Raw genomic sequence first — 12,665 nt, forward strand, 5'->3', positions numbered from 1 at the left:
CAATGAACCTTTTAAATACATCTGTTAAAAGACCTGTCAGCGTCATAATGATTGTGATTTGTGTATTAATTATGGGACTGGTTTCTATTCGGGATATCCCAGTTGATTTGTACCCGGAAATGGAAATACCAATGTTAAGCGTAAATGTTAATTATACTGGTGTTGCCCCACAGGAAATGCGGTCATTAGTCACAGAGCCTTTAGAAAATCAAATCGCATCTTTGTCGGGAATTAAAACAATGACTTCGACTACAAGTACAGGATCAGCACAAATCAGAATTGAGTATGAATCAGATATAGATCTTGATGAGGCTTATAATGAATTACAAAGTACAGTAGCATCGATTAGAGGATTACCTGATGAAGCAGGTGATCCAAATGTTAGAAAGTTTGATCCAAATAGTGCGCCAATCATGACCTTAGGTTTGCTAGGAGATGATTTAGTTGAGTTAGAACAAGAAGCTGATGATATTTTGGTCAACTTTCAAAGAATTGAAGGGGTGGCTTCTGTAGACATCGATGGAGGCCAACAGAAGGAAATTCAAGTAAAGCTGGATCCTTTACAATTAGAACTATATGGATTATCACCATCAGATGTTAGTAATACCATTCAAAATAAAAATAATGCTGCTTCAGTTGCTACAGTTCCTCAAGGTGATGTGAATGTTTCCGTACGTGTAGATGGTGAATATGAATCCATTGAAGATATCAATAACACCATTATTCCATTATTAAATGGAAACTCCATTAAAGTAAAGGATATTGCTGAAGTGGAAGAAGTGTTAAGTGAAAGGTCATCGATAACAAAAGTAAATGGCTCACTAGCAGTATTATTAAGCGTTTCAAAACAGTCTGATAGCAATACGATCGATATATCTGATTCAGTACAAGAGGAAGTTGAGAAGCTGCAGCAAGAGATAGGTGAAGCGGTTGAATTGATTGTTGTATCTGATGAATCAGATTTCATAAGAACATCTATAAATAGTGTCTTGGTTAGTTTAATAGCAGGAGCATTTTTTGCAGTGTTGGTATTGCTTATTTTTCTGAAAAGCATCCGCGCAACAGCAGTTATAGCTGTATCCATCCCTATTGCAATCATTACAACCTTTATCTTTGTTCGTTATACGAATCAAACATTTAATATCATTACGTTGTCTGGATTAGCATTAGGACTTGGGATGATGGTGGACAGCTCCATCGTTATTTTAGAAAATATCGTAAAATATCGAAAAGAAGGGCTAGGACCTAAGCAGGCTGCAATCAAAGGAGGAGGAGAATTAATATCTGCAGTCATTGCCTCAACTACAACCACGCTTGTTGTGTTTGTTCCAATGATGTTAATCGACAGTGGAACTATAACAAATCTATTTTTACCATTAGCTATTATGGTCTCTTTTGCTTTAATAGCAGCACTTATTGTAGCTATGACTTTAGTCCCTATGGTTGCATCAAAACTTCTGAAATCAAAAAATCATAAGAAACTTCTAAATGAACCTCTTTGGATGAATTTTTTAAGTGATCGATATTCTAAATTATTAAAATGGAGTATTAAACGGAGATGGATTGTTGCAATTTTTACAATTTTAATAACGGTTAGCAGTATATTTTTCATAGCCAGCTTAAATATGACTACTTTTCCAACCTCTGAAGAAGATTCCATCAGATTATCTGCTAGCTTTGAAGAGGACACACATATTTCAGTAGTTGAAGAGTACGCGATTCAGGTGGAAGAACTTTTAAAATCATATGAAAACGAAATAGAACTTCAGGAGCTTAGTGTAAATACTTCTAGAATTACGGTTAATTTAGATCTGACTGATCAGGATGTTAGGTTGATAACAAATGCGGAGTTGCAAAGTGAAATACAGGAAAAAATGAAACAAATTCCAGGAGCTAGTGAATCCTCTGCTCAACGATCCAGGCGCGGAGTTTCTACTTCAACTGGTGATATTAACATTACATTATCCGGTTCTGATCAAAATGTATTAAATAATTTAGTGGAAGAAGTGGATTTGTTGTTATCATCAAATTTGAGTTTAGAAAATATTGAAGTTCCAGATTCGAGTGGGGAACCTCAGCTTACCATTACGGTAGATGATGAATTAGCTCAAATGTATGGTTTAAATCAAAATCAAATCATTAATCAAATATCTGAAACCTTTAATGAAACAAGTGCAACTCAACTTAGAGAAGGTGGATATGAGTACGATGTTATCATTGAGCTTCCAGATTATCAAACGGAAAGCATTGCTGCATTGTCATCATTTCAGTTATCAACTCCATCAGGTAATTATGTACCTTTATTATCTGTAGCATCTATAGATACAACGATAGGCCCGACATCTATTACAAGGGTAGATCAAAAAAATGAACTTACTGTGACAGCAGATACAGTGGATGGGACAAATTTAGCTGAAGTAACAGCAGAAGTAAAAGAAGTTTTTGAATCGATTTCTGTTCCAACAGGTCATGATATTTTAGTAGGTGGTACACAGCAAGAATTCGATGAAACCATCATTCCCTTATTATTAACCGTACTATTAGCAATTTTCCTTGTATATACGGTGATGGCGGTACAATTTGAATCCTTTATTTATCCGTTTATTATCATGTTTTCATTGCCAACTACCATCGTAGGTGTAATTTTTGGATTACTTATTACAGGTACTGATCTTAGTTTCTCTGCTCTTATTGGAGTGATTGTTTTAGCGGGTATCGTAGTAAATAATGCTATTGTATTAGTTGATTATATTAATCAATTAAAGAAAAGTGGAGAAAGTCGTAATCACTCTATAGTGCTAGCGGGTAAAAGTAGGTTGAGACCGATTTTAATGACAACTTTTACAACTGTACTTGGTATGGTGCCTATGGCTTTAGGGATTGGAGAAGGGACTGAAATGCAACAGCCAATTGGAATTGTTGTTATCTTTGGTTTATTAGTATCCATGTTTTTCACTCTCTTATTTGTGCCTGTGATGTACACTATTATTGATGATGCTGGTCAAAAAATAAGGGAGTTATTCCGGATAAACGAAGATGAAGATGAGGATGAAGATAATATAGACTCACAGCAACAAATTGGAACTACAACAACGATTACAGGATAAGGAGCTGCGTTATAAAGAAAACCCATCCTATGAAATGGATGGGTTTTTGATGTTTAATTTAGGATGCTATTATAAATCACTAAAACCTTCAGAACCATTTTCATGTCTTTCAATACGTCGAGGATATGAAATTTGAATTCCGTTTTTGTTTAATTGTTTAAGTAATCCTTTACGAATTTCTTTCGCTGCTGTCCAGTAATGAACATCTTTCACCATACTAATGACAGTATACTTTGCACCTAACGCATTATTTTCAACATCTGTAATGCCATATAATTGAGGAGCTTCCATGACTTCTCCTTTATCATCTAACAAAAATAAATGTTTCTGATTCATTGTAAGTTCGTTAGATACTTCATTGATAGCTTGTTCTATTTCCGACGGATCTATTTCATAAGGTACGGTCACATTAATGATTGCACGCATTCGTTCACGATTATAGTTTTGACTTGTTCTGATTTCAGAGTTTTGAATAACAACAGAATGCTGTCCCCATGTTCGTATTTTGGTAGCACGAAGTCCTACATCTACGATAGTTCCATTTATTTCACCGTTATTAATGGAAACATAATCACCAACTGAGAATTGATCTTCAAAAATGATGAAAAATCCTGTGATTAAATCTTTTACTAACGTTTGCGCACCAAAACCAACTGCTAAGCCAAGTACACCTGCTCCAGCAATGATAGGAGCGACATCTAGACCCGCATTGCTTAAAATCATTAAAATTGAGATGATGAAAATAATATATTTCGTCAAAGAAAGAAGTAAAGATTCTAAAGTATCTTTTTGTTTTTCTTGCATTCTTGAAATATTAATATCAAACACACGAGTAATAATTATTTTCCTCATTTTTAAAGCTAACCATGTTAGCCCAATAATAAGTAAAATCATAAGTGATCGTTGAGATAGTTCAATAAGTTGAGGTTCCCAAGTCTCCCAAGTAAAATACTCTTTAATTGATTGCATACTTACTTCAAACATTTTTCTCCTCCATAGTAATGTTGTATGATTGCTAGATTCATATATTGTAGCATATCAGTGAGTATTTCTACAAAAAGAGTATTTGAGTTTAATGAATCAAAAACCCCCTTTAAGGAAATGTGAGAACAAATACTTAAAGGGGATATCATCTGTAATTTATATATAAAATTTATTGAGTTAGTTTTTCCATTTCTGAAATCACTTCCTCAAACACACTCATCGCTTGGCGAATCGGTTCTGGAGAGGACATATCCACACCTGCACGTTTCAAAATGTTGATAGAATAATCGCTTCCCCCACTTTTTAAGAATCCTTTGTATCGATCAACGGCAGGTTGACCTTCATCTAAAATTTGTTTTGAAAAGCTTGTTGCTGCCGAAAACCCTGTTGCATATTTAAAAACATAAAAGCTGGAATAAAAATGCGGAATACGGGCCCATTCCATTTCAATGTCTTTATCTATAGTCATTCCATCACCATGATATTTTACATTTAGTTCATAATAAATTTCACTTAAATCTTGTGGAGTTAGTGATTCACCAGCTTCCGCTTTCTCATGGATAATTTTTTCAAATTCTGCAAACATCGTTTGTCTGAATACGGTTGTTCTAAATTGATCCGCATAATAAGTGAGTAAATACAATTTTTCTTTTTCGTCTGTTGTATTTTTTAATAAGTGATCCATAAGTAAAGCTTCATTTAAAGTAGAAGCAACTTCAGCTAAAAAGATCGTATATTGTGCATCACGATATTTTTGGCTTTCATCTGATAAATACGAATGGATGGCATGACCCATTTCATGCGTTAAAGTAAACATACTGTTTAAGTTGTCTTTATGGTTTAAAAGCACATATGGGTGAGTGCCGTACGCACCCCAACTGTAGGCCCCACTTCTTTTTCCTTTGTTTTCATAAACGTCAATCCATCCGTTATTAAATCCATCATCCAAAATAGACAAGTAGTCTTCACCTAATGGTTTTAGACTTTCAGCAACTTTTTTCTTGGCTTCTTCAAAGGTGATTTCCATTCTAAACTCATCCACAAGAGGAGAAAACAAGTCATACATGTGTAACTCATCTACTTTTAACAACTTTTTACGTAACTCCATGTAACGATGCATCAAAGGTAAGTGTTCATGTATTGTATCAATTAAATTCGTATAAACTTCTTTTGGAATGTTATCTCCATACAAAGCCATATCTAAAATAGAGGGATATTTTCTTGTTTTTGCATAGAAGTTATTTTTATTGATATTTGCGTTTAAAGTTGCACCAATGGTGTTTTTGTGTCGGCTGTAAGTATCGTACATTGCTTTAAATGCATTTTTACGAACTTCTTGATCGTCACTTTCAAGGAATTGAATGTAATTTCCGTGTGTGAGCTCGACTTCTTCCCCTTTATCATTTTTAATTTTAGGGAATGTCATATCCGCATTGTTTAACATACCAAAAATGTTTTGAGGTGCCTGAGATAAGCTCCCAACTTGAGCTAATATGGCTTCTTCCGATTGTGAAAGAATATGTGCTTTTTGACGTAACATTTCTTCTAGAGTACGTTTATAATCACTTAACTCCGGATCATCAATAAACATTTTTAATTGTTCATCAGTTAAACTTAATATTTCCGGGGTAATAAAGGATAAAGAGCCATTAATTTCTACACTTAATTTTTGCGCCTTATCTGATAAGGCTTGGTAGGTTGATTCCGTTGTATCTTCATGGTGTTTCATATTGGAATAAACATAAAGTCTTTCTGTATGTAATGAGATCTCATCTTCTAATGCAAAGCATTTTTTTATGTTATCAGCATCTGTTAGTTTCCCCTGAAATTTTTTGATTTCTTCTACCTTTTTTTGAACTTCTTCGTATTCTTGATCCCAAGTTTTTTGATTTTCGAATATATCCTCTAACTTCCATTTGTTTTCCTCTGAAACATCAATTCTTTTTAATACTTCACTCATGGGACTCCTCCTATGATCTTTATAAATTTTATTGCTTTTAGCATAATTCATGGATGAAAATAATGGTACTATTGTTAAGATAACAATCATTAGAAAGAAGGTCAAACGTTTCAATATAATCACACCCCTGTAACCTATATCAGTTCTTTACAAAGTTTTGATTAGTATGACCTTATCAAAATGATATTATGATTTTTCTAGCTCATCCAAAAAATGAAATGACCAATAAAACGAATGAACATATGACCATAAATAAAGCAAAAATCGCTAAATATTTACGAAAAGGTTGGGAGATAGAATCTTTTTTAAGAATTAATACCAATGCTAGCGCAAAGGATACGATGATAAAAATGACTGTATTTTCCATTGATGATACCACCTTTCTTTGAATACACATAGAATGATCAAAATTAGTAATATTATATCAGAAAACAAACAGAAAAAGACCGAAATGAACTACACCATTATTTCGGAAATAACACAGAAAAATGATGAAATGGCCTAATAAGTGAATGTTGTTTACTTTTGTGGATATAAAAAAATCTGTCCTTATTCTGGACAGATTGTATAATTGATATTTATTTTTACATGTTAATTATGTTTACCTATTCAGTTAATCGCCCAATATCCTTATTTTTCATTCTTCCTGCAACAATCACCCCTACAACTATCACAGCAATGAATGCCCATTTGATCCATACATTTTCCTCAAAAAACACTTTAAACCAAGTCTCATCCGTAATCATTTTACCGGCAGTAAAAGCAAGGACACCAGAACCGATATATATAATGACTGGAAAACGTTCGATGAATTTTAAAATAACAGTGCTTCCCCATACAACAAAAGGAACACTGATCATCAATCCAATAATGACCATTAAAAAACTTCCATGTGAGGCTCCAGCAATAGCTAAGACATTGTCTAGTCCCATTACGGCATCCGCAATAATGATCGTTTGAATTGCTGACCACAAGCTTGTTCCTGATTTAACATTGTCGTGTGATTTTTTTTGTGTTAATAATTTATAAGCTATCCAAATTAGTAACAGTCCCCCGATGAGCAGCAATCCAGGGATTTTTAGTAGCCAAACAACTAATAATGTGCCTAATGCTCTAATGACGATAGCACCTACAGTTCCCCATATGATGACCTTTTTTTGATATTCTTTAGGGACATTTCTTGCAGCTAGGCCAATGACAATAGCGTTATCACCTGCAAGTACTAAATCAATGATGATGATACTTAATAGTACAGTCCAGAAGTCTGGAGTAAAGAGTTCCATGTATAACACTCCTTGAAACTGATTTCTATTGCTTATTTTAGTTTATCCAAATTAAAAACGATCATCTACCTAAATATATGGTAATGATCGTTAATGATTATGTATTTCTATTGCTTCATTTAAATTTCTTTAAATTTTTCAATGATTTCTTTTCTTTCTTCTTCTGAACCTTCAAAATTTTGTGTAGAAAAACGTTTATTCACCCAATCCATTAAAGCAGGTCTGCTTAAAAAATCGTGCGTATCCTCACCCCATTGATCAGAAATTTCACGTAAAATGATATGTCTGCCATTAACTTCAACATTCATCATGTTCCATTTATCTTTTTTATAAATTTCGTGTTTTTTAATCATAGGTATATCTCCATTCTAATAAGCTTGAGCATTATTATATCACGATTGTTTTTTAAATGCATATGTTGGAGGATTTATACCACAACATCCCTCTTTTTGAATACATACTGCGAAATTAAAATAAACAAAATAAAATAGACAATTAAAACAGTGATTGAAAAACCTAAACTCATTCCTTCGAACTTGGGTTCATTTCCATTTAGATATTGTCTTAAATCTGTATTTGAGTATAAAAAATATTTTCCAAATTGGTAATTTAATAAGCTTAAAAAACTCACTACTGTGGAACTGAAAAAGTGGATAATAATAGACAAAATAATGGATAGAACGCTACTTCTAAATATGGATGAAATCATAAAAGAAAACGTAATGGTCATGATCAATTCAATACTTGTAAATCCATAATTTTGTAAAATAGATCCAAGTGAAAATTCACTATTTGAAGTTGCATTTCCGAAAAAAAGAAATCCAATTATAATAGAAGAGATAAGATTAAATAAGATTAAAAAAACGATATATATCAAAACGGCTATATATTTAGAAGTTAATATTTTAGTTCTGCTAAAAGGTCTAATTAATAATAATTTGATTGTTCCGTTTGAAAATTCAGAAGCTACAATACCTGAAGCAACAACAATAGCATAGATGGCAATAATGGAAGTAAGGTAACTGCTGAGGTCTGCAAAAGTCAGCCAAGTAAACCCAGAGTCTTTTACAAATAACGCCATAACTAGCTGCATAAATAGTAACAATCCTACCATCACCCAGGTTTGAACTTTTTTATATATCTTCATGTTTTCATTTCGCACAAGATTAAACATGTTCATTGACCTCCTTTTTAGCATTTTAAGAATTTAGATACAGAAGATTGTGTTAGTTTGTTAATTCTAAAAATTGATCTTCCAATGATTTAGAAGTGGAGTAAATGCTGTAAACTAAAAAACCTTCCTGTACAAGGAACATATTGATTTTAGGTACTTCTTCTCGGTTCAATAATAAAACAAATCCATTTTCTAACATGTTAATTTCCTTATCTTTATATTGTTCCTTTATTAATTGGAACGCTTCTTCTGGTTGATCCACCTCGAAAACAAACTTATTTTGCTGCTGATTTGTATATTCGCTTAATGATTTCTCTTCAATGATTTTTCCTTCTTTAATAATAGCCACTCGATCACACATTAACTCCATTTCTGAGAGTAAATGACTGGATACAAGAGTAGAGGTTCCTTCATTCGCGAGAATCCTTAAATAATCTCTTAGTTCCCGAATTCCAGCTGGATCTAACCCATTTGTAGGTTCATCTAAGATAAGGATTGAGGGTTTATGTAAAAGGGCTTGTGCAATTCCTAAACGTTGTCGCATTCCTAATGAATATCTTTTTACCTTATCATGAATTCGATCTTTTAAACCAACAAGCTCAGTCACTTCATCGATACGAGCATTGGATATTCCAGGAATCATTCTAGCATAATGAATTAAATTTTGATAACCTGATAAATATTTATACATCTCTGGGTTCTCAACAATTGCTCCAATGGAATGCATTGCTTTCTCAAAATCTTTAGAAATGCTAGTTCCATTGATTAAGATATCTCCTTCGTTAATTGACATAAGTCCTACGATCATTCGGATAGTAGTTGTTTTCCCTGCACCGTTTGGTCCTAAAAATCCATAAATTTCTCCTTTATTTACACTAAAAGACACTTGATCAATAATCGTTCTATTGTTTATTTTTTTAGTTACATTCATTACTTCAAGTACAGTTGAATATGACAAAGAATACACCCCCAGTAACTTAGTATTTACAAAAATAGTTGTTTAATTTCATTTTAATGGAAATTGACAAAAAAAATAGTACTATTTTTATATAGTACTTTATTAAACAAAAATAAGTAAGATCTGTGAAATTCGAAAGAATCAATCGCATCAAGACTTATTTTGTATTATAATGAGAAGAAATAAATTTAGACAAAGTATATATGTATCTAATGGAGGTAAGTTTTGAGTCGATTAAAAGCAAAACAAACGATGGTTCCAAGTTATCCTTTGAGTTTAATGTTTAGGGTCTATCGTTATGTCTTACCTGAAGTGAAAGCTCAACTTAAACAGTGGAGAGAAGTTGCAAATCAAATTCCGAATGATGAGTTGAAAAAACAAGCGATAGACAGCATGACAACGAAACAGTTTCATTGTCAAGGCGGTTCAGTTTATGCTGTGGCTAATTTACCACAACGGCATGTACTTATTCCACTCATCGTGGCTTTTCAAACGATTAGCGATTATTTGGATAACCTCTGTGATCGTAGTGTTTCTATGGATGCGGATGATTTTCGTTTGTTGCATCAATCAATGTTAGATGCGGTAGATCCTTCTGCTTCATTACAAAACTATTATGCAAATCGATCTGATCAAAATGATGGAGACTATTTACATCAATTGGTGAAAACATGTCAATCCTGTATATGTTTATTGCCAAGATATGATTTAGTAAAACCTTATGTTAAAGAATTAGTTTCATATTATTGTGATTTACAAGTTTATAAACATATTAGGCACGATTTACGTGAGGATCAATTATTACAATGGTGGGGATCATATAGTCATTCTTATCCTAATTTACAATGGAATGAATTTGCAGCAGCAACGGGATCCACTTTAGGTGTATTTATGCTTTTTCTAGCTGCAACAGATGAAAACCTAAATATTGAAACCGTCGAAAACATTCGAAAGAGTTATTTTCCACACATATGTGGTTTACATATTTTATTAGATTATTTGATTGATCAGGAAGAGGATGAACAAGGCGGAGATTTAAATTTTTGCAGTTATTATGAAAATAATGAGATGACTATAAACAGAATCGAGTTTATTTTTGAAGAAGCGAATCGAGGTCTGCATCTTTTACCAAATTCATCCTTTCATCAAATGATTATTGAAGGGCTGTTAGCTCTTTATTTATCTGATCCGAAGGTAAAGAACCAAACAGAAGTGAAATTGATTTCAAAAAAATTAATGAAAAAAAGTCCTTTTACACGTTTGTTTTTTTGGATGAATAGTGTGTGGATTAGAAAATTAAAGTAAGGAACGTACAAGGAGGAATAAAACATGACAGCAGTAAAATCAATAGCCGTATTAACAAGTGGAGGAGATTCCCAAGGAATGAATGCTGCGGTTCGTGCAGTCGTGCGAAGTGCATTATTTAACGGTTTAGAAGTATATGGGGTTCAAAAAGGATATGCAGGTTTGATTAACGATGACATTCGAAAAATGGATTTAAGAAGTGTTGGGGATATCCTGCATCGTGGGGGTACAATTTTACAAACAGCAAGATGTTTAGAGTTTAAAACTGAAGAGGGTCAAAAACTTGCAGCAGATAATCTTCGTAAAAGAGGGATAGATGGTCTTGTAGTTATTGGTGGAGATGGATCATATAAAGGTGCACAAAAATTAAGTAAACTTGGCATTAAAACAATGGGATTGCCAGGAACCATAGATAATGATATCCCATTTACTGATTTTACGATTGGGTTTGATACTGCAGTTAGCATTGTTGTAGATGCAATTAATAAATTAAGGGATACTATGACCTCACATCAGAGAGCTTCACTTGTAGAAGTTATGGGTCGCTCCTCAGGTGATATTGCTTTGTATGCTGGATTAGCAAGTGGGGCTGAAACGATTTTAGTTCCTGAGATACCATTTGAATTAGAGAAGGTTGCAGCTCGAATGGAAAATAATTTTGCTCATGGAAAAAGGCACAGTATTATTGTATTAGCTGAAGGTGTAGGAAAAGGAGAAGATTTTTGTAAAATAATCTCAGAACATTGTGGAATGGAACCAAGAGTCACTGTATTAGGACATATACAAAGAGGTGGGACACCAACTCATAATGATCGTATACTTGCAAGTCGTTTAGGAGATTTTGCTGTAAGCCAACTAATTGCAGGAGATTCTGGAAAAGCATGTGGAATTATTAAAAACGAATTAGTTGCAACAGACATCGATACCGTTGTAACTACGAAAAAAGAGTTTAATCACGAACTATTTGAATTAGCCTTACGGTTGTCTAAATAATAATTACAAATGATGGAATGATTTGAGTAGAGTGTTTTCAAAGGAAGAAGGTTATTTATGTTTTTATATAAGCTAGAAATTCAATTGGAAGATCAGTTGACTTTTTTAGTTGTCATCGCTGAATCTGATGAGAAAGCTTTTGATTATGCTGAATCTTCTCTAGCAGTGCATTTTGTGAAAATGCCAAAAGTGTTAGAGAGTTGTATCGTTGAAAAGAAACGTTTAGATAAAGGTTCCGGATATGTAATAGAGACAAGGCAATAGAAATTGGAGTAGCAAAATGTTCTGGTTACTCGGCATCAACACTGTATTGATAACGATTTCTATGTCTTCGCTTTAAGCTCGCCATTGGCGAGCTTTTTTATAACTTAAGAATTTATAAGTTTTTCAAATTCTAAGTTTCAACAAAAGCTAATGTTTCCTTTTTATTTATATTAATGTTAGAACTTAAAACCTTCAAATACTTTTAATCCTTCTTCATTTATTATGTTTGCTACTACTTTGGGTTGATTAGGGCTTTTTTCAAATACTTCATTACAAGATATCATAATGTTACTACCTGATATTTTTGCAAATTGTTCATACGAAACACTATAAACCAATCTTCCTACACTTGACCAAACCATAGCTCCAGAGCACATTACGCAAGGTTCACAACTACTGTATAAAGTATATTCGGTCAAGTCAGAAATTTTATTTTCAAAACAATACTTACTTATAAGTCCAATTTCTGCATGATAAGTAGGATCATTATCATTATTTATTTTATTCTCACCAGTCATAACTATTTTATCTTGTTTAACTAAAATTGCTCCAAATGGTTGATTTCCATTTTTTCTAGCTTCTAAAGCAACCTCAATCGCTTTTCTCATATAAAACTGATCATCCATGTTTGAACCCC

Annotated in this window: 12 protein-coding genes; 4 read left to right on the top strand and 8 right to left on the bottom strand. The window is 33.1% G+C overall.

The features are described 5' to 3' along the window. Nucleotides 1-2: 2 nt before the first annotated feature. A complete protein-coding gene (locus EPK97_RS16725) occupies nucleotides 3-3,107 on the top strand; it encodes an efflux RND transporter permease subunit (RefSeq protein WP_162037769.1) in 3,105 nt (1,034 codons plus the stop codon). Between the two features lie 69 nt (nucleotides 3,108-3,176). On the opposite strand, the gene EPK97_RS16730 is transcribed toward EPK97_RS16725, so the two are convergent. The 7 genes from EPK97_RS16730 to EPK97_RS16760 form a co-directional block, all read right to left on the bottom strand. Further along, on the bottom strand, nucleotides 3,177-4,091 hold the full coding sequence (locus EPK97_RS16730) for a mechanosensitive ion channel family protein (protein ID WP_162037770.1): 915 nt from the start codon (nucleotides 4,089-4,091) through the stop codon (nucleotides 3,177-3,179). Between the two features lie 169 nt (nucleotides 4,092-4,260). Next, entirely contained in the window at nucleotides 4,261-6,051 is a 1,791-nt protein-coding gene (gene pepF, locus EPK97_RS16735) for an oligoendopeptidase F (protein ID WP_162037771.1), read from the bottom strand. A gap of 202 nt (nucleotides 6,052-6,253) precedes the next feature. Continuing rightward, a complete protein-coding gene (locus tag EPK97_RS16740; protein WP_240903858.1) occupies nucleotides 6,254-6,418 on the bottom strand; it encodes a hypothetical protein in 165 nt (54 codons plus the stop codon). A 238-nt stretch (nucleotides 6,419-6,656) separates the two neighbouring features. Then, a complete protein-coding gene (locus EPK97_RS16745) occupies nucleotides 6,657-7,334 on the bottom strand; it encodes a TerC family protein (protein WP_162037773.1) in 678 nt (225 codons plus the stop codon). A gap of 119 nt (nucleotides 7,335-7,453) precedes the next feature. Next, entirely contained in the window at nucleotides 7,454-7,687 is a 234-nt protein-coding gene (locus tag EPK97_RS16750) for a hypothetical protein (protein WP_162037774.1), read from the bottom strand. 74 nt (nucleotides 7,688-7,761) lie between these two features. After that, nucleotides 7,762-8,508, bottom strand: a complete 747-nt coding sequence (locus tag EPK97_RS16755) for an ABC transporter permease (protein ID WP_162037775.1) — start codon at nucleotides 8,506-8,508, stop codon at nucleotides 7,762-7,764. A 52-nt stretch (nucleotides 8,509-8,560) separates the two neighbouring features. Continuing rightward, entirely contained in the window at nucleotides 8,561-9,439 is an 879-nt protein-coding gene (locus EPK97_RS16760) for an ABC transporter ATP-binding protein (RefSeq protein ID WP_162037846.1), read from the bottom strand. A gap of 252 nt (nucleotides 9,440-9,691) precedes the next feature. On the opposite strand from EPK97_RS16760, the gene EPK97_RS16765 reads away from it, so the two are divergent. The 3 genes from EPK97_RS16765 to EPK97_RS16775 are packed head-to-tail and all read left to right on the top strand — an operon-like array spanning nucleotide 9,692 to nucleotide 12,028. Then, complete coding sequence (locus EPK97_RS16765; RefSeq protein ID WP_420826800.1) at nucleotides 9,692-10,771, top strand: tetraprenyl-beta-curcumene synthase family protein; 1,080 nt, start codon at nucleotides 9,692-9,694, stop codon at nucleotides 10,769-10,771. 24 nt (nucleotides 10,772-10,795) lie between these two features. Next, entirely contained in the window at nucleotides 10,796-11,764 is a 969-nt protein-coding gene (gene pfkA, locus EPK97_RS16770) for a 6-phosphofructokinase (RefSeq protein WP_162037776.1), read from the top strand. A 57-nt stretch (nucleotides 11,765-11,821) separates the two neighbouring features. After that, entirely contained in the window at nucleotides 11,822-12,028 is a 207-nt protein-coding gene (locus tag EPK97_RS16775; RefSeq protein ID WP_162037777.1) for a DUF3906 family protein, read from the top strand. Between the two features lie 176 nt (nucleotides 12,029-12,204). Here the strand turns inward: EPK97_RS16775 and EPK97_RS16780 are convergent, their stop codons facing one another. Continuing rightward, nucleotides 12,205-12,654 carry a nucleoside deaminase gene (locus EPK97_RS16780; RefSeq protein WP_162037778.1) on the bottom strand — a complete coding sequence of 150 codons (450 nt, stop codon included), beginning with the start codon at nucleotides 12,652-12,654 and terminating at the stop codon, nucleotides 12,205-12,207. Between the last annotated feature and the right edge of the window lie 11 nt (nucleotides 12,655-12,665).

It is taken from the genome of Chengkuizengella sediminis, from assembly GCF_010078385.1.
GTDB lineage: Bacteria > Bacillota > Bacilli > Paenibacillales > KCTC-33759 > Chengkuizengella > Chengkuizengella sediminis.

What these genes read in the sequence shown, in the direction of transcription:
- EPK97_RS16725 (WP_162037769.1), top strand. Translation starts at nt 3, where the DNA reads ATGAACCTTTTAAATACATCTGTTAAAAGACCTGTCAGCGTCATAATG.
- EPK97_RS16730 (WP_162037770.1), bottom strand. Translation starts at nt 4,091, where the DNA reads ATGTTTGAAGTAAGTATGCAATCAATTAAAGAGTATTTTACTTGGGAG.
- pepF (WP_162037771.1), bottom strand. Translation starts at nt 6,051, where the DNA reads ATGAGTGAAGTATTAAAAAGAATTGATGTTTCAGAGGAAAACAAATGG.
- EPK97_RS16740 (WP_240903858.1), bottom strand. Translation starts at nt 6,418, where the DNA reads ATGGAAAATACAGTCATTTTTATCATCGTATCCTTTGCGCTAGCATTG.
- EPK97_RS16745 (WP_162037773.1), bottom strand. Translation starts at nt 7,334, where the DNA reads ATGGAACTCTTTACTCCAGACTTCTGGACTGTACTATTAAGTATCATC.
- EPK97_RS16750 (WP_162037774.1), bottom strand. Translation starts at nt 7,687, where the DNA reads ATGATTAAAAAACACGAAATTTATAAAAAAGATAAATGGAACATGATG.
- EPK97_RS16755 (WP_162037775.1), bottom strand. Translation starts at nt 8,508, where the DNA reads ATGTTTAATCTTGTGCGAAATGAAAACATGAAGATATATAAAAAAGTT.
- EPK97_RS16760 (WP_162037846.1), bottom strand. Translation starts at nt 9,439, where the DNA reads ATGAATGTAACTAAAAAAATAAACAATAGAACGATTATTGATCAAGTG.
- pfkA (WP_162037776.1), top strand. Translation starts at nt 10,796, where the DNA reads ATGACAGCAGTAAAATCAATAGCCGTATTAACAAGTGGAGGAGATTCC.
- EPK97_RS16775 (WP_162037777.1), top strand. Translation starts at nt 11,822, where the DNA reads ATGTTTTTATATAAGCTAGAAATTCAATTGGAAGATCAGTTGACTTTT.
- EPK97_RS16780 (WP_162037778.1), bottom strand. Translation starts at nt 12,654, where the DNA reads ATGGATGATCAGTTTTATATGAGAAAAGCGATTGAGGTTGCTTTAGAA.